We start from the raw sequence: 18037 nt of genomic DNA, 5'->3' as shown, positions 1-18037 counted from the left end.
CACTATAACTTTTAGTTATAGTGCTTTTTAAATTAAAAGTATAAATAATACTTTTATTCGCATTAGATTAATTAATTCTAGTTTTTTCCTTTTATAGATGATATTATATTACTTAAGTAGATATAAACTAATTAAAAGGGGCGAAGTTTATGAATTACATAGAAACTAAAATAGAAGGATTTAAACTTAGAGAAACTAGTGAAAAAGACATACCTTTAATTTTAAGTCTAATTAAAGAAATAGCAATTTATGAAAAAATGTTAGACGAAGTTATTGCAACAGAAGAGACTTTAAAAGAATCTATATTTAATAGAGATGAAGCTGAAGTTTTGATTGCAGAATTTAATGGTGAGCCTATAGGATACGTTCTATACTTTTATAATTTTTCTACATTTATCGGAAGGTCAGGGTTTTATTTAGAAGATATTTATATAAAGCCTGAGTATAGAGGAAAAGGTATAGGAAAAGAAATATTTAGAATAATTGCGGGTATTGCTTTTGAAAAGGGATGCAGGCGTATGGAGTGGACTTGCTTAAATTGGAATGAGCCGTCAATAAATTTTTATAAAAGTTTAGGGGCAGTTCCTATGAGTGAGTGGACTGTTTATAGATTAGATAGGGAAAATATAGAGAAAGTTTCAAAAATGAAATAAATTAATAAATAAGCGTACTAAAGAATATTATATTTAGTACGCTTTTGTTTTAAGTGGGGGAATTTATGAAAAAAGTGTTAGTTATGTTTATGGTAGGAGTTTCCATAAGCTTTGTAGGGTGCATAGATGATTCTAAAGGTAATAGTTTAGAATTAAAAGAAGTATCATATTCAAATAAAGAAAATAGGATAGAAGATTTTAAGATTGAGTTTAATGAAGGAAATCTTTATGGGTACACTGAAGAGGTTATTTTAGATTATATTTTAATTAATACTCATTTAGTTCTTTTAAAAGATATAGATAAAGAAGATTTAGTTAATTTTAGATTAGAATATTTAATTAAATTTAATGGAGAAGAGTATGTAAAATCAGACTATATTAAAAAAGAAAAATTAGATAAATATGATATTTATATTTTTAAGATAAATAAAAATGGTGATATAAAAAGAGTAAAAGATATAAAGGAAAGAGATATATTTACCTTTTATGAAAATGGGAAAGCTATATATAAAGTAAAAGAAGATGTTAAAGAAAAGATTTATAAAAATTTTAAAGGGATAGAAGAAGAATTTTCTATAAATAAAAATTCAGTAAGCTTAAATTATTTAAAAGGAAGTAATAAAAAATATTTTTTATTAAAAGTTAGTAATATTTATGGGATGCAATATGTAATTATAAATAAAGAGAAGGATAAGGCATACTATAGTGAATACATAAAATACTCATTTCCTAAAGATAAATTAAATTTAGAAGAAGAAATTTTTATAGATAAAGATAGCATTTATAAAATAGATGGAAAAGGATCTCTTTACAAAACAGATATTAATTTTAAAAATCAATTTGAAAAAGTTAAAGATTTAAATGAATACATTTTAGGTGTAGTAGAGTCAGAAGAAAATATTTATTTAGTTAATAATAAATATGAGATAAAAAAATTTAAAGAAGAAAATTTAGAACTTTTAAAAAGTTACTCTAAGGGTTTAAGAGCAGATGAAAGATTTGATTTATTTATATATGAAAATTCAAATGAAATTTATATTGGAAAACCAAAGGGAAATAAAATCGAAGTTATATCTAAAATCTATTTAAAAGATAATGAATCGATATTAAGTATTTCAGATAATAAAGTTGTAATAAAAGAATACGACGTTAGAAAAGGAAAGGTAATTTATAAGTTTTATAAAATTTAATCACTGTTTTAGGGGGCTATATGTTAAAAAAATATATAATAAGTTGTATTTTAGTATTTTCAGCAGTTTCATTTTTAGGCTGCACAAATAAAGGTGTAAATACAGAAAAAATAGATAGGGGAAGTTTAAAAAGCGAAGCTTTTAGTAATTATGATAATGAGATAGAGATAGATACAGAAGGTAAGTTTAATATTTGTTATGAAGAAGTAATCTCTGGAAAACTTATTATAGAAACAGACCTTATAAGAATTTCAGATGTTTTAAGTAAAGAAGTATTTGAAGAAGATATTTTAAATATAAACGAGAAAAGTTATGTAAATGAAAATATAGCAAAAGAAAGATATAAAGTAAAAAATATAATAGATCGCGTTAAATTCGAAGTAAAAGAAAATGGTGAACTTGAAGAATTTAATGAAAAAAGGGATTTAGGCCTTATGATACTAGATGATGCTGGAAAAACAGAATTTTCTATAGATAAAAATATATTAAAAGATTTTGAAAGTAATAGCAAAATTCTAAGAGATTTAGATAGTTCAATGAACTACTGGACAGATTATATTTTAGGTGGAGATAAAAAATATGTAGCTTTTTCTATAGAAGATAGTTTTGGAAGCGAATTTTTTATACTAAATAAAGAAAATAATAAAAAATATTATTTAGATTATAAAAGTTATGGGGAAGGCATAAGAAACTTTATGGTAGCTACATTTATGGACAAAGATACATCAGATATTTATGGAATTAATTCATTAAATGAATTGATGAAAATCACTTTTAATGGAGATAAAATAAAGACTGAAAAACTTTTTAATGTAGAAGATAACTGTATTTTATATAATGATTCTAAAATCTATTTAGTAGATGTTCATAGTGGAAAAATTCAAAATTTTGATTTTAAAACAAAAAATTTAGTAACTATAATAGAAGAAGATGATATATCTGATTTTAAAAAGTATGCATATAATGATTATCTTGTTATAAGTAATGATAATGCAGGATATATTTGCAAAGTTAAAGATAATAAAATAAACGTAAACAAAAAACTTAACTTAGAAAATAATAAAACATTAATCTTAGGGGCAAAAGATAGGGTTATAACAAGAGAAAAAGTAGATTTAGATTTTAAATACAAATACAAGATATATAAGCTTTAAAATAAAAAAGATGCAACCCTTTAGTAAAGGTTGCATCTTTATTTTATATTTTCATTGAAAATTTAAGTTTTTCTATTAATTCATTTTTATAATGCTCTATAATTTCTAAATTTTGATTAAAATCTAATTCGTTATTATCCTTGTCAGTAACTTTTGCATTTAAAGTAGTTAAATCTACTATTCCAGAATCAGTAACATTTTCTACTGTTTCAAAAAATACGCATCTTTCCGTATCTCTAAATGAAGCTTTATAAGTTCTATTAGGATATAATGATTCAGAAAAAACATATTTTCTTTCATCTTTTCCACCAAGAGTTTTTGGAATTATTGAATCAGTATTTTTACAGTTAGTTTTTATATTAAAAGCATTAGAACAGATGCTAAATAAGTCAAGTGCTTGTATTAATTCATCTGACTCGCCTTTTGGTATATTAAATCCTCTTGTCATAAATGGAACTTTAACTCTATAGTCATTTAAAAATTCTAAATTTTCATCTGCAAGATATCCTTGGCCGTGGTCTGAAACTAAATTAATTATATAATCTTCAGTATCATAATTATCTTTTACATAATTTAAAAGAAGAGAAACATAAGTATCTAATCTATTTATAGCATATTTATATAGTTCGCATTTCTCTTTAGAGTATTTCTTTTGCACACTAGTTTCTTCAGAAGATACGGTTTTGTGTAAGCTTGAGTCCATTTGTGTTTGGATAGATGTATAATGCTCGTACTCGTCAGCTACGTCATGCAAATCAGGTAAACATACCCATAAGGCTTGGTTTGTATCTTTAAAAGTTCTTAAATGTTCAATTGAATGCATAACAACTTCATTTGCTTGCATATGATATCTTCCAAAAGAATAAAGATATCTATTAAGACCTTTATAATAACTATAGTTTGGATTACTTCTCCAATCACCGTCAATCTTTGCTGTAAAGAAGTTATTATCACTTAAGTTTTCAAAATATAATCTTTCATCATTTAAAGAAAATGAGTTTTTTAGCGGGTGATATAGTCTATGGTTATGAGTATATTTTCCTGTAAACATACTTGCAACTGAAACTAAAGTCCATTCACCTGATACGTAGCAATTATTAAATATTGTTCCTTCTTTAAAGAATTTATAAGTAAGAGGCATTAAAGACTCTTTACCGTTTTCTTCTAAGAATTTTTGTGATAAGCCATCTATAAAAATATTTAATAAAAGTTTTGGTTTTTTAGAAGTGACTATTTTATCCCCGAAAAATAAATCTAATGATCCATCAAACTGTATTAAATCTCCTTTTTTGAGCTTTAAAAAATAAACTCGATTTTTTAGTAGTGATTTAGAGATTGATTCTTCATTTAAAATGAATTTATATTTAGCTGTTTTGGATGATACTAAAGGTATTATACAATCAAATTTAATTTTTTCATTAAGTGCTTTTATATTAGGATTTATTTTAAATAAATCAGTTGTATAAAAAGCAAAGGCTTCCTCGATTATATCTTTAGCTTTATCTTCTTCAAATAAACCGTTTCTGTAAGTAGAATAGTTATTAAATACCCCTGAAAAATAATCTTTAAAAATAACTTTTCCTGTGCAATTTTCTTTTTCTGTGAAAGGAAACTCCAACAAAGAAGATGTTAAAACTTTCATTTCTTTTTTTATAAAATCGAAATCTTCTTTTGTTAATTTATTGTTTTGAACTAATAAATCATTTGCAATAGATATTAATGTAGAATCCTCACAAAAAGAAGTAATTCTTAAAGCGTCTAAAACTCCTTCTTTTAAATTTCCAAGGTTTATATTAATAATAGCTCTATTTAAAAGTAATTCATAATCATATTCATTAAATTTTAAACCTTCATTAGCTATTTTAAGTGCTTTTTTTAAATCTCCAGTATTAAAGTAGTAAAAAGCTTTTAAAGAATATAGTTCAAAATCAAAGCTAAACTTTTTTTCATATTCATCTAATAATTCTTTAGAAGACTCAAAATTTGAAGATTCAAGTTCTGTTTTTATAAGTTTTTTTAATTCTTTTGCCTCTAATATATTTATCAAGTTTTTATCCCCTTATTTAATAAAAATTTTAATTTGATTATATCATAAAAAGATAATAAAAAAAGGTTGACAACCATTAAATGGTAAATTAAGATGTTTATAACAATTTAACGCTTTAATATAGTGAAGTGCAAACAATTATAGATTTTTGTTTTAGGAGGTAGGTTATGGTTAAGAAAAATATTATTCCAGAAGGAATGAAAGATTTATTATATGAGGAGTGTAACACTAGAGAATTTATAAAAAATAAATTGCAAGATGTATTTTATAGATTTGGATATGATGAAATAGTAACGCCAAGTATAGAATTTTTAAATACATTTAAAGCATATAAAAACTATATAAAAGAAGAAGAGGTATATAAATTCTTTGATAGAGAAGGTAGGATACTTTCTTTAAAACCAGATGTCACTATTCCTATAGCTAGAGTTGTTGGGACTAAAATGAAATCTTTAGATCTACCAATTAGACTAAAATATACATCTAACACTTTTAGAATGAATAAATCTTTAAAAGGGAGGCAAAACGAAAACTTAGAAAGTGGAATTGAACTTATTGGAAGAGGCGGAATTTTAGGAGATATTGAAGTTCTTATTATAGCTATAGAAGGAATAAAGAGTATAGGATTAGATGATTTTAAAATAGAAATTGGAAACATCAACTTTTTTAAGAAGAATTTTTATAATTTAGGTTTAAGTGAAGAGATTGAGGAAAAACTTGCATCACTTTTAGAAAGCAAAAGTTTAAATGATTTAAATTTATTGTTAGATAAATTAGATATAACAAAAGAAAAAAAAGACTTTTTAAAAAGGATGCCATGGCTTTTTGGTGGAGTTGAAGTATTAGATGACTTATTAAAAGATGGATTTAGTGATGATATAAAAAAAGAAATTATATATCTTAAAAATATTTATAAATACTTAGAAGATTTAGGATATAGTAAATATATTTCTTTTGATTTAGGTATGGTACCAAGAGTTAATTATTATACAGGAATAATTTTTAGATCCTATATAGATGGTGTATCTAAGAGCATATTAAATGGTGGAAGATATGATAATTTAATTAAAGAGTATGGAAGAGATGCTTTAGCTATTGGGTTCTCATTTGATTTAGATTTAATTTCTAATAATTATTCATTAAAGACTAATAAAAAAGAAGAAATTATAGTAATAAAAGATGATTTTATAGATTCTTTTAAAAAGGGAATAAAATCATTTAAAGAAGGTAAAAGAATTAAATTTACAAAAAATTAAGGAGGGATTTTATGACTATAAGTATAGCACTTACTAAAGGAAGACTTGAAAAAGATACAGTTAAAATATTAGAAAAGGTAGGTTATGGCATAGATGAACTTAAAAATAAGGGAAGAAAGCTTGTATTTAAAGATAATAAGAAAGATATAGAGTACTTTTTAGTTAAGTCAAAAGACTCTATAACGTATGTAGAACACGGTGTAGCTGATATTGGTATAGTAGGAAAAGATACTTTATTAGAAAGTGAAAAGGAGTATTTTGAAGTTTTAGATTTAAATCTTGGAAAATGTAAATTTATAGTTGCATCTTTACCTAATAATAATATTTACGAAAAGGTTGGGAGCTTAAAGATAGGAACTAAATATCCAAAGGTAGCTAGAGATTATTTTGAAAAGTTAAAGATGGATGTTGAAATTATAAAAATTGAGGGTTCAGTTGAACTTGCACCTATATTAAACCTTTGTGATGGAATAGTAGATATTATGGAAACTGGGACAACTCTTAAAGAAAATGGACTTATAGTTTTAGATTCAATTTGTGATATAAGTGCTAGAGTAATTGTTAATAAAGCAAGCTTTAAATTAAAATCAAAAGAAATAAAGGAGTTTTTGAATGATATAAGAGAGGAGATTTAATATGCTAAATATCGAAGAGGTTTATTATAAAGATTTAAAAAATAATTATGATCTTTTAAGTTTTAAAAATAGAAAGAGTAAAATTGACGAAAGCAAAATAAAAATAGTAAAAGAAATTATAGAAAATGTAAGGGCAAAAGGTGATAAAGCATTAAAAGAGTATACAAAAGAATTTGATAAAGTAAATGCTTATGAATTTTTAGTAAGTGATGAAGAATTTGAAGAATCATTTAAAAATGTATCAAGTGAATTTATAGAAAATATAAAAGAAGCAAAAGAAAATATTTTAGAGTATCATAATTTTCAAAAACCTATTCCATATAGAATAAATAGAGAAAGTGGAACCTTTTTAGGAAGAAAGGTCACTCCCTTAGAGAGAGTTGGTCTTTACGTACCAGGTGGGACTGCAAGCTACCCATCCTCTGTTTTAATGAATGCTATACCAGCTATAGTAGCAGGAGTTTTAGAGATTGTAATTATAACTCCTCCAGATAAAAATAATAAAATTAATCCCTATGTTTTAGTAACTTCTAAGATTTTAGGTATTGATAAAGTATATAAAGTCGGAGGGGCACAAGGTATTGCTGCATTAGCTTATGGAACAGAAAGCATTAAAAAGGTATCAAAAATAGTAGGGCCTGGAAATATCTATGTATCTATTGCAAAGAGAGAGGTTTTTGGAGATGTTGATATAGATATGATAGCAGGCCCTAGCGAAATATTAATTATTGCAGATGAAAATAGTAATCCCAAATATATTGCGGCAGATTTAATGAGTCAAGCTGAACATGATATTTTAGCATCAGCAATTCTTATAACAACTTCTAAACTTTTAGCTAAAAGAGTAAAAGAAGAAATAAGTAAAGCAGTAGAAAATCTATCTAGAAGGGATACTATTTTAAAGTCTTTAAATGATTTTGGGAAAATAATAATAATAGAAGATATAGAAGAGGCTTTTACTATTTCAAATGAAATAGCACCAGAACATTTAGAAATTTTTTTAGATAATCCAAAGATTTATTTAGAAAAGATTAAAAATGCAGGCTCTATATTTCTTGGGGAATATTCTCCAGAACCTGTAGGAGATTATTTTGCTGGGACTAATCACGTTTTACCTACAGGAGGAACTGCTAAGTTTTCATCTCCCTTATCGGTAGAAGACTTTATGAAAAAATCCTCTTATATATATTATTCAAAAGAAGATCTTTTAAATAATGGAGAAAAGATAATAGATATTGCAAACAAGGAAGGATTAACTGCCCATTCCTTTTCTGTGAAGGTGAGGCTAGAAGATGAGAAATATTGAAAAGTATAACCAAATAGAAGAAGGTGATTTTATAAGGTTAAATGGAAATGAAAGTCCATTTAACTTAAAAGAAGAAGCTTTAGAAGAGATTTTAAAAAAGATAAAATTAGCTTCTTTTAATAGGTATCCTGAAAGTGAAAACTTAAATCTAAGAGAAGCTTATTCTAAATATATAGGAATAGATAAAGACTCTATAATATGTGGAAATGGTTCAGATGAAATGATAGCTTTAGTTATTAATAGTTTGATAAATAAAGGTGACAAGGTTCTTACTTTAAATCCTGATTTTTCAATGTATGATTATTACGTTCAAATAAACGAAGGAAATTTATTAAAAATAGATTGCAAGGAAGATGGGAGCTATAAAATAGAGGATTTTTTAAGCATTAGGGAGAAAAAGGAAATAAGATTAATTATTTTTTCAAATCCAAACAATCCAACAGGCTTTACTATTAAAAATAATGATATAGAAAAGCTTCTAAAAGAATATAAAAATGCAAAAATACTTATAGATGAGGCTTATACTGAGTTTAATGAAGAAACTATTATAGAAAAGATTAAAGACTATGATAATTTGCTAGTTACAAGGACACTATCAAAAGCCTTTGGGTTAGCTTCTATAAGAGTTGGATTTTTAATAGGAAACAAGAACCTAATACAAAGTCTAAATAATAATAAAGTTCCATATAACGTAAATAGTATATCTCAAATTATAGGGTGTGAAATTTTAAAAGATACAGATAGTATAAATAGCTCAATAAAATATATAAAAAATGAAAGAGAAAGATTATTTAATAGATTAAAAGAAATTCAAAATGCAAATAATTTAGATATTAAGTTTTATAAGTCTTTTGGTAATTATATATTTGGAAGAAGTAAATCTAAAGAAGAATTAGTAAACTATTTAAAAGAAAATAAAATATTAATTAGAAGTTTTAAAGATGATAGTTTTAGGATTTCTGTTGGAAGTTTTTCTGAAAATAATATATTAATCGATAAAATAAATAGTTTTTATAACTAAAGGGGGCAAAAAATTGGGGAGAGAATATTGCATAAACAGAAAAACTAATGAAACTAACATAGAAGCTTATATAAACTTAGATGGTATAGGACATAGTGAAATAAGTACAGGTATTGGATTTTTTGATCATATGCTAGAACTTTTAGCTTTTCATAGTTCAATTGATATAAAGATTAAATGCAAGGGAGACTTAAATGTTTGCGACCACCACTCTATAGAGGATATTGGAATAGCACTTGGAAAAGCTTTTAAAGAAGCTATTTCAGATAAAAAAGGTATAGAGAGATACGGAAGCTTTTATGTTCCTATGGATGAGAGTTTAGCTTTTGTATCTATAGATATAAGTGGTAGACCCTTTCTAGTTTTTGATTGCGATTTTAAGAGGACGAGTATAAATAATTTTTCAACTGAGATGGTAGAAGAGTTTTTAAGGGCTTTTGCTTTTAATGCAAAAATAACTCTTCACTCTAAAATTCTTTACGGTAAAAATGATCACCACAAAATAGAAGCTATATTTAAAGCTTTAGGAAGAAGTCTAAAAATAGCAAAGGAAATCACAAGTGAAAAACTTCAAAGCACTAAAGGCACAATTTAATTTATAGGAGGCTTAAATATGATTGGGGTAGTAGATTACGGAATGGGGAATTTAAAAAGTATAGCAAATGCATTAGATTTCTTAAAGATAGATTATATTATTTCAAGAAACATAGAAGAATTAGAAAGTTGTGATAGATATATATTACCTGGGGTTGGAGCATTTAAAGATGCTATAGAGTATATAAAAGATAATTCCTTAGATTCTTTTTTAATAAATATGACAAAAATAAATAAACCTCTTCTTGGAATATGTCTTGGGATGCAGCTTCTTTTTGAAAAGAGCTATGAGGGGGGAGAGACTTTAGGGCTTGGTTTGATTTCGGGGAAAGTGATTAAATTAGACCGAGAAATGGTTAGAGTACCTCATATAGGTTGGAACTCAATAGATAAAAATAAGGATGATTTTTTAGTTAAAGAAATAAAAAATAAAACATTTATGTATTATGTCCATTCCTTTTATGCAATAGATTATGATATTAATGATTTAATTTTATATTCTCACTATGGCGATATTAAAATTCCAGGGCTAATTAGAAAAGGAAATATTATAGGGGCACAGTTTCATCCTGAAAAATCAGGAGAGGATGGACTTAAGATATTAAAAGCATTTAATAATATTTAAAGGGGGCAAAAATGATTATAATACCAGCTATAGATATAATTGATGGAAAACCAGTACGGCTTTATAAAGGCGATTATAGGAAAAAGGAAATAGTAGGTGAAGATATATTAGAAATTGCATTAGATTTTGAAAGGTGTGGAGCAAAATATATCCACATAGTTGATTTAGATGGGGCAAAATGCGGAAAAGTTATAAATAAGGATGTAATTTCAAACCTTAAAAAAAGTTTGAAAACACCAATTGAAGTAGGTGGTGGAGTTAGAAGCATTAAAGATTTAGAAGAATTAATAGCTTGTGGAGTAGATAGAGTAATTCTTGGGACTAAAGCTATAGAAGATTTAAACTTTTTAAAAGAAGCTATAAAAAAATATAAAGAAAAAATAGCGGTAGCTATAGACTTTAAAGACGGGTATGTGTGCACTTTAGGTTGGTTTCATAAAAGCACGGTTAAATATATTGATTTTGCAAAGGATTTAGAAAAGATAGGGGTACAAAATATTATAGTAACTGATATAAGTAAAGATGGAACTTTAGAAGGTGTAAATATAGAGATGCTTAAAAATCTTAAAGAAGAAGTAAATATAGATATTACAGCATCTGGTGGAGTTAAAGATATTGAAGATATTAAAAATTTAAAAGAACTTAATTTATATGGAGTTATAACAGGAAAAGCATTATATAAAAACAGGTTATCTTTAAAAGAAAGTATAAAATTATTAGAGGGCTAGGTGATATTTATGCATACAAAAAGGATAATACCTTGCTTAGATGTAAAAAACGGGGAAGTAGTTAAGGGAATAAATTTTAATAAATTAAAAAATGTTGGAGACCCAGTAGAACTAGCTAAATTTTATAATGATGAAGGAGCTGACGAATTAGTATTTTTAGATATAACAGCCTCAAACGAAGAACGTGAAATAATGAAAAATGTTGTTAAAAAGACAGCTAGTGAAATTTTCATTCCATTTACAGTAGGTGGTGGGATTAGAAATATTGATGATATAAGAGAAATACTAAGGTGTGGCGCAGATAAAGTAAGTTTAAATTCTAGCGTAGTAAAAAATAAAAGCTTAATAAAAGAAGCTTCAAATATATTTGGTAGTCAATGCATAGTTATCGCAATAGATGCTAAAAAAAGAGAAGATAATTCAGGGTGGAATGTATTTATAAATGGTGGAAGAGTTGATACTAAAATAGACCTTTTAAAATGGGCTAAAGAAATTACAAAATTAGGGGCTGGAGAAATTCTATTAACATCTATGGATAGAGACGGAACTAAAAAAGGCTTTGATTTAGATATGCTTAAAGAAGTTAGAAAGGTTTCTAATTTACCTATAATAGCATCTGGAGGCTGCGGTAAAATAGAACATTTTAAAGAAGTTTTAGAAGGCGATATTGCAGATGCTGCACTTGCAGCTTCCTTGTTTCATTATGGAGAATTAAATATTAAAGAAGTAAAGGAATTTTTAAAAACAGAAAAAATTCCAGTTAGAAGGGTTTAATATGATTAGGCTTTTAGATATAGATTTTGATAAAGGAAATGGACTAGTTCCTTGTATAATTCAAGATTATAAAAATTTAGAAGTATTAATGCTTGGATATATGAGTAAAGAAAGTTTAAAAAAGACTTTAGAAACAAAACACACATGGTTTTTTAGTAGAAGCAAAAATAGACTTTGGAATAAAGGAGAGACATCTAAGAATTTTCAAATAGTAAAAAATATAAAAATAGATTGTGATAAAGATACAATTTTAATATTAGTAGATCAAATTGGGGTAGCTTGTCATACCGGAAAAAGAAGTTGTTTTTATAGAGAATTAGAAGGGGGAGATTAATTTTTGGAAAGAATAATTAATGAATTATATAACACTATAGAAAACAGAAAAGATAAACTTTCAAACGAAGGGTCTTATACTAGCTATCTTTTTTCAAAAGGAAGAGAAAAGATTTTAAAAAAGGTAGGGGAAGAATGCACAGAACTGATAATAGCTAGCATGAAAGAGGATAACAAAGAAGAACAGGTAAACGAAATGTGTGATCTTTTATATCATTTGCTTGTTCTATCTTCTGATATAGGAATTTCTCTAGAAGATATTACAAATGAGCTTAAAGAACGTAGTAAAAAGATAAATAACTTTAAAGGTGAGAGAAAGAGTATAGAAAATATTTAAAAGGACTTAATTTAAGTCCTTTTAAATATTTTATTCTTTTGAAGGAATAAGCTTTGGAATATATATAACTAAAATTATAATAGATATAATAAAACATACTAAGTAATTAGGAATAGAAATTAAAATAGGATTATTAAATATACTATTAAAAATAATAGGAAAAGCCATAGTTATAAAAAATATAGTAAAAAGGTATAAGTAATTTTTAAATTTACTATTATTATTTGGCTTTAAACATAAGTCTAATAATATATTTATAGATATAATAAGGCATATTGATGTAATTATAACTGAAACTTTAAGATTAAAATCTGTATTTAGCAACGTATTTAAGCTTATATTTTTTAATGAAAAAAGTTCAGTAAAGCAGCTTAGTGAAATAAAAAAAGGAAGTAGCTTTAATACAGTTATAGCATTTTCAAATATTAATTTATATTTATATGATTTAGAGTTTTGTCTATAAGAATCTATTATATCATCACAAAATTTCTTAAAGTCATTTCCTACAAAGTCATAAAGATCTTCACCTCTAACTTGCGCTGAAAGTAACATATCTAATATATCATCTATCGCTTCTTCAGCATCATTTTCTAAAAGTTCTAACCTGATATAGCAAACTATATCAGTAATTAGAGAATCATACTTTGCATCTATTTTTTTTATATTTTTGTAGTTAAAATTAATGTTTTCCTTAGCATTATTATTCATAAATATCCTCCTTAATTTAAAATATTTGAAACGAATATATTTAATTCTATCCAAGTCTCTTTAAAATCTTTTAATTCCTTTAAACCTTCATTCGTTATAGAGTAGTATTTTCTATTAGGTCCAAGGGGAGATGGCTTTTTTATAGAATTAAGTAGACCTCCCTTTTGTAATCTTGTTAATAATGGGTATATAGTTCCTTCGCTTATATCTTTAAATCCATAATGTTGAATTTCAGAAACTATTTCATAACCATAAGTTTCTTTTTTTGTATTTATTATTTGTAATATACATCCTTCTAGAATGCCTTTTAGCATTTGCGAATTATTATTCAAATATATTCCTCCGATTCTATTATGCATTGCATAGTAGTTTTTACCATAATATCACAAAAAATAGTACTATGCAATGCAAAGTAGCTGTAAATAAGTTTAATATTAAAAGAATTCTTAAAGTATTAATAAATTGTGCATAATTTAAATAAAGGAAAAAAAGGATAAATAAAGAATTAATATATATAAGAGGTAATTAAATATTGTGTAAAAGGGGATGAACTTATGATAAAGATTCTAAAAGGTAAGGGGGTAACTATTTTCAGTTTATTTCTAATAATATTAGCTATTACTATTATTGCGTTTCAAAACATTACTTATTATTCTCATGTGAAGGTTAAAATAAACAATAACACTAATTCTAATATTACTGGATTAAATATTTATTATGTTGATTCGGAAAAGAAAGTTTCAATGCCAAATTTAGAGTCAAAAGCTGACTACAATATTGACATAAAAAATAAGAGTAAAGATGAATGTGAAGCAATATTTATAAATTACTTAGATAAAGAGAAAAATGAAAATAATATTACTTTAGTCGGCTATATTGAAAAAGGGTATAGTGGAGATGTAAATGTTGATATAACAAATATTGACGAAAACGGAATTATAGATATGAAAATAAATTCAAATATTAATGTAGAAATTTAGGCTGAGATAATATAAGCCTAAATTTTTTTATAAGATTATACTTAAAAATTCTCTATATGATATAATGTTATATATTATTTTAATGGAGGAATTTTTATGTCAGTTAAACATGGTGCAAATCTTTTTGATTTAGAGAATGAATTAAAAATAGATAAAAGTGAAATTAAAGATTTTAGTTCAAATATAAATCCATTTGGTGCTTCAAAAAAGGCAAAGAAAGCTGTATGCGATAATATAGATATGGTATCTATTTACCCAGACCCAGAATATAAAAACTTAAAAGATGCTATAGGATATTATTGTAATTCAAAAAAGGAAAATATAATACTTGGAAGTGGAGCTACAGAACTTATATCATCATTTATAAGTACTATTTCTCCAAAGAAAGCGCTTCTTATATCGCCTGCTTACTCAGAGTATAAAAAAGAACTTTTAAAAGTAAATTGCGATGTAGAGGACTTTTTTTCAAAAAAAGAAAATGATTTTAAGATAGATAAAGATGAATTTATAAAAGAAATAAATAGTAAAAATTATGATTTAGTTATTATCTGTAATCCAAATAACCCAACTGGGTTTGCTTTTAATAAAGATGAAATAAAAAGCATCTTAGAAAATACTAATACATTTATTATGGTTGATGAAACTTATATTGAATTTACAGATACTAAAAAGTATTCAAGTACTCCTTTAGTTGATGATTTTAATAAGCTATTTGTAATTCGAGGTACTTCAAAATTTTTCTCAACTCCTGGAATAAGGTTAGGATATGGACTTATATCAGATAAAAATATTTTCCAAAGTATAAATAAAGAATTAGACCTTTGGAATATAAATATATTTGGTGTCCTTATGGGTGAAGTTATGTTTAAAGATGATGAATATATAAATTTCACAATTAAACATATGGAAAAAGGAAGAGAATATCTTTATAATAACTTAAAAGATATAGATGGAATTAAGCCTTACGAAAGTAAAGGAAACTTTATTCTATGTGAAATAACTAAAAAAGATTTAAATTCTAAAATGCTTTATGAAAAATTACTTGAAAAGGGAATGATAATTAGGGATTGTTCTTCATTTTTAGGATTATCAGAAAATTTCTTTAGAGTTTGCATTTTAAAAGAAGAAGAAAATAAAAACTTAATTAAAAACTTAAAAGATATAATTAATATGTAATTTAATTATAAAGATAAGCTATCTCTAATATAAATAATTAAGAGAATTTCTCTTAAATTTATTAAGTAGAGGTAGCTTTTGTTATGAAAAAAGTATTTTTAGGGATTATAGTTTTCATATTAATTATAATGATTCCATATTTGCCTTACAAAAAAGCATTTAGTGAAAAAGTTTATGATGAATCTAAAATAAATATTCAAATAAGATATAGTGAAATAGATGGAGATATTTTAGTTACTTATGGCAAAAAACATTTAAAGGAATATGTTGTTTCAAAAAATATAAGACATATAGATATTAATAAAATAAAATTGTGTGGAAAAGAGCCCTATAAAGAAATTGCAAATTTTGAAATAGGTAGCCCTTCATTTAGAGATTTTGTAGTTACAGGAAAATTTTTAGAACATAAAAGTGATAGTAATATTTTGTTTTTTGAAGTAGATAACTGGTTTCCTGTCCTTTCTTCAGTAAAACTAAAAGATACAAGCTTTTGGCATAGGTATAATTATAGCTTACTTAGGATTTCAATACTAAGTTTTTTAGGGGTTTTAATTGTATGTAGCACAATTATCTATTTAAATAATAGAAAATGATGGTTTTTATATAGTATAATAGGTAATAATTATACTAGAAAATTAGAAAAGGAGAAGAGGATGAATAACAGAGAAAGGGCGTATCATGCTTTAAAAAAGTTCTATGGGTTTGATACATTTAGAGAAGGACAACTTAAAATAATAGATTCTATTTTAAGCGGAAAAGATTTATTTTGCCTTATGCCAACTGGCGGAGGAAAGTCTTTATGTTACCAAATCCCAAGCTTACTATTAGATGGAATAACTATAGTAATTTCTCCTTTAATATCACTTATGAAAGATCAAGTAGACAGTTTAAGGGAGAGTGGAATAAACTCTACTTTTATAAATAGTACTTTAACAAAGGAAAAAATTGAAGAGATTTTAAAAGATGCTTCCCTTGGGTTATATAAAATTATATACATAGCGCCAGAAAGGCTTAAATCTAACTATTTTAAAAATATGATAAATAGTTTAAATATCTCTCATATAGCTATAGATGAGGCTCACTGCGTATCTCAGTGGGGTCACGATTTCAGAGAAAGCTATAGAGAAATTAAAGCTTTTCGTGAAAGCTTAAAAAGTAAGCCTAATCTTTCAGCATTTACTGCAACTGCAACAAAGGAAGTTTTAGAAGATTCTATTAATCTTTTAGGTCTTAAATCTCCTTATATACATATTAGCAACGTAAACAGAAGTAACCTTAAAATAAATGTTTTAAAAGAGATAGATAAAGAAGAAGAACTTAAAAGTATAGTAAGGTTTCACCAAGATGAGTGCGGAATAATTTACTGTAATTCAAGAAAAGAAGTAGAGTCTATCTATTTTGCATTAAAAGGTTTAGGCTATAGTGTTTCTTTATATCATGCAGGTCTGTCAGATAAAGAAAAAGATAAAAATCAAGAAGATTTTCTAAATGAGAAAACAAACATAATGGTTGCAACTAATGCTTTTGGTATGGGAATAGATAAATCTAATATAAGATTTATAGTACACGTTAGTTTAACTAAAAATATAGAGTCCTACTTCCAAGAGATAGGAAGAGGGGGAAGAGATGGCCTAGAATGTAGTTGCTATATGTTTTACTCTAAAAGTGATATAGAAAGAGTAGAGTATATGATTCACAAAAGTATTCCACTTAGCAGAATAGAGGTGTCTTTAAGGAAGCTTCAGGATATGATAAATTTTTTAGAGTATGAGGGATGTTTTAAGGAATTTATTTTGAAATATTTTGGAGAAGAAAAACCACTTAATTTTTGTAATAATTGTTCGAACTGTTTTAGTATGGATGGAGTTCGTGATTTTACTATAGAATCTCAAAAAATATTAGCTACAGTTTATAGAACTCGCGAAAGATTTGGAATATCAGTTTTAATAGATATTTTAAGAGGGGTTAAAGGACCTAAGGTAAAGGCTAACAAACTATACGAAGTTACAACATTTGGGCTTATGAGAGAATACACTACAAAGATGATTAAAGAAATTATTAATGGATTAATTAAATTAAATTATGTTTCATTAAAAGAAGGAACATACTCTATGCTTATATTAAATAATAATTCATTAGATATTTTGAAGAATTCTAAAAAAGTATTAATGAAAATAGAAAACGAAGAAGATGTAATCTTAAATCCAAAACTTTTAAAAGCACTTAAAAGTTATAGAAAAATTACAGCTGTTAAAGAAAATATTAGGCCTTATATAATGTTTTCAGATACAACTCTTATAGATATAGCAAATAATAAACCAAAGACAAAGGAAGAGCTACTTGATATAAGAGGTATGGGAGAGAAAAAGCTTCAAAAATACGGCGAAGATATTTTAGATTTAGTTAGAAAATTTTAATATAAAATTATTAAGAATCAGAAAAAATTTTTCTGGTTCTATTTTTTTTGTCATAGAACATCCCTTTACTTGAATATATTTTAACTAGAGAAGGAGGGGGTAG

General features: G+C 25.6%; 20 protein-coding genes. 17 read left to right on the top strand and 3 right to left on the bottom strand.

The window, feature by feature from the left end:
* The first annotated feature begins 149 nt into the window (after positions 1 to 149).
* From M4I33_RS12480 to M4I33_RS12470, 3 genes are all read left to right on the top strand, one after another.
* Entirely contained in the window at positions 150 to 653 is a 504-nt protein-coding gene (locus tag M4I33_RS12480; protein ID WP_257917103.1) for a GNAT family N-acetyltransferase, read from the top strand.
* 65 nt (positions 654 to 718) lie between these two features.
* Positions 719 to 1843 (top strand): hypothetical protein, encoded by a 1125-nt coding sequence (locus tag M4I33_RS12475; protein WP_257917102.1) that lies wholly within the window; start codon positions 719 to 721, stop codon positions 1841 to 1843.
* Positions 1844 to 1863: 20 nt separating this feature from the next.
* The gene (locus M4I33_RS12470) at positions 1864 to 2997 is read left to right on the top strand and encodes a hypothetical protein (protein WP_257917101.1); all 1134 of its coding nucleotides are present in this window, start codon (positions 1864 to 1866) and stop codon (positions 2995 to 2997) included.
* 43 nt (positions 2998 to 3040) lie between these two features.
* Here M4I33_RS12470 and M4I33_RS12465 read toward each other — a convergent pair whose 3' ends face one another.
* Positions 3041 to 5044: a sulfatase-like hydrolase/transferase gene (locus M4I33_RS12465; protein WP_257917100.1), complete on the bottom strand. Its 2004-nt coding sequence runs from the start codon at positions 5042 to 5044 to the stop codon at positions 3041 to 3043.
* Between the two features lie 167 nt (positions 5045 to 5211).
* On the opposite strand from M4I33_RS12465, the gene hisZ reads away from it, so the two are divergent.
* From hisZ to hisE, 10 genes are read left to right on the top strand one after another with little or no spacing between them, the layout of a single operon-like run.
* Positions 5212 to 6300 (top strand): ATP phosphoribosyltransferase regulatory subunit, encoded by a 1089-nt coding sequence (gene hisZ, locus M4I33_RS12460; protein WP_257917099.1) that lies wholly within the window; start codon positions 5212 to 5214, stop codon positions 6298 to 6300.
* 11 nt (positions 6301 to 6311) lie between these two features.
* Positions 6312 to 6935: an ATP phosphoribosyltransferase gene (hisG, locus tag M4I33_RS12455; RefSeq protein ID WP_257917098.1), complete on the top strand. Its 624-nt coding sequence runs from the start codon at positions 6312 to 6314 to the stop codon at positions 6933 to 6935.
* Position 6936: 1 nt separating this feature from the next.
* Entirely contained in the window at positions 6937 to 8241 is a 1305-nt protein-coding gene (hisD, locus tag M4I33_RS12450; protein WP_257917097.1) for a histidinol dehydrogenase, read from the top strand.
* On the top strand, positions 8228 to 9262 hold the full coding sequence (gene hisC, locus M4I33_RS12445; protein ID WP_257917096.1) for a histidinol-phosphate transaminase: 1035 nt from the start codon (positions 8228 to 8230) through the stop codon (positions 9260 to 9262). The genes hisD and hisC overlap by 14 nt, the downstream gene beginning before the upstream one ends.
* 13 nt (positions 9263 to 9275) lie before the next feature.
* Positions 9276 to 9857: an imidazoleglycerol-phosphate dehydratase HisB gene (hisB, locus tag M4I33_RS12440; protein WP_257917095.1), complete on the top strand. Its 582-nt coding sequence runs from the start codon at positions 9276 to 9278 to the stop codon at positions 9855 to 9857.
* Positions 9858 to 9875: 18 nt separating this feature from the next.
* On the top strand, positions 9876 to 10481 hold the full coding sequence (gene hisH / locus M4I33_RS12435; protein ID WP_257917094.1) for an imidazole glycerol phosphate synthase subunit HisH: 606 nt from the start codon (positions 9876 to 9878) through the stop codon (positions 10479 to 10481).
* Positions 10482 to 10492: 11 nt separating this feature from the next.
* Positions 10493 to 11209, top strand: coding sequence for a 1-(5-phosphoribosyl)-5-[(5-phosphoribosylamino)methylideneamino]imidazole-4-carboxamide isomerase (gene hisA, locus M4I33_RS12430; RefSeq protein ID WP_257917093.1), 717 nt, complete (start codon positions 10493 to 10495; stop codon positions 11207 to 11209).
* Positions 11210 to 11218: 9 nt separating this feature from the next.
* Positions 11219 to 11983, top strand: coding sequence for an imidazole glycerol phosphate synthase subunit HisF (gene hisF / locus M4I33_RS12425; RefSeq protein WP_257917092.1), 765 nt, complete (start codon positions 11219 to 11221; stop codon positions 11981 to 11983).
* A gap of 1 nt (position 11984) precedes the next feature.
* The gene (gene hisI / locus M4I33_RS12420) at positions 11985 to 12317 is read left to right on the top strand and encodes a phosphoribosyl-AMP cyclohydrolase (protein ID WP_257917091.1); all 333 of its coding nucleotides are present in this window, start codon (positions 11985 to 11987) and stop codon (positions 12315 to 12317) included.
* Between the two features lie 3 nt (positions 12318 to 12320).
* Positions 12321 to 12653, top strand: coding sequence for a phosphoribosyl-ATP diphosphatase (gene hisE / locus M4I33_RS12415; protein WP_257917090.1), 333 nt, complete (start codon positions 12321 to 12323; stop codon positions 12651 to 12653).
* Between the two features lie 30 nt (positions 12654 to 12683).
* On the opposite strand, the gene M4I33_RS12410 is transcribed toward hisE, so the two are convergent.
* Together M4I33_RS12410 and M4I33_RS12405 are read right to left on the bottom strand one after the other, a co-directional pair.
* Positions 12684 to 13361: a hypothetical protein gene (locus M4I33_RS12410; protein ID WP_257917089.1), complete on the bottom strand. Its 678-nt coding sequence runs from the start codon at positions 13359 to 13361 to the stop codon at positions 12684 to 12686.
* Between the two features lie 11 nt (positions 13362 to 13372).
* A complete protein-coding gene (locus tag M4I33_RS12405; protein WP_257917088.1) occupies positions 13373 to 13693 on the bottom strand; it encodes a PadR family transcriptional regulator in 321 nt (106 codons plus the stop codon).
* Positions 13694 to 13915: 222 nt separating this feature from the next.
* On the opposite strand from M4I33_RS12405, the gene M4I33_RS12400 reads away from it, so the two are divergent.
* The 4 genes from M4I33_RS12400 to recQ all read left to right on the top strand — a co-directional run bounded on the left by M4I33_RS12400 (position 13916) and on the right by recQ (position 17934).
* On the top strand, positions 13916 to 14341 hold the full coding sequence (locus tag M4I33_RS12400) for a hypothetical protein (RefSeq protein ID WP_257917087.1): 426 nt from the start codon (positions 13916 to 13918) through the stop codon (positions 14339 to 14341).
* Positions 14342 to 14437: 96 nt separating this feature from the next.
* Positions 14438 to 15517: a histidinol-phosphate transaminase gene (locus M4I33_RS12395; protein WP_257917086.1), complete on the top strand. Its 1080-nt coding sequence runs from the start codon at positions 14438 to 14440 to the stop codon at positions 15515 to 15517.
* 83 nt (positions 15518 to 15600) lie between these two features.
* Positions 15601 to 16110: a hypothetical protein gene (locus tag M4I33_RS12390; protein WP_257917085.1), complete on the top strand. Its 510-nt coding sequence runs from the start codon at positions 15601 to 15603 to the stop codon at positions 16108 to 16110.
* Between the two features lie 60 nt (positions 16111 to 16170).
* Complete coding sequence (gene recQ / locus M4I33_RS12385; RefSeq protein WP_257917084.1) at positions 16171 to 17934, top strand: DNA helicase RecQ; 1764 nt, start codon at positions 16171 to 16173, stop codon at positions 17932 to 17934.
* Positions 17935 to 18037: the final 103 nt, after the last annotated feature.

This window comes from Clostridium sp. LY3-2 (genome assembly GCF_024705715.1).
Classification (GTDB): Bacteria; Bacillota; Clostridia; order Clostridiales; family Clostridiaceae; genus Clostridium.
Note: the sequence above shows the minus strand (reverse complement) of the source record. Positions and strands in the feature narration are given on the sequence as shown.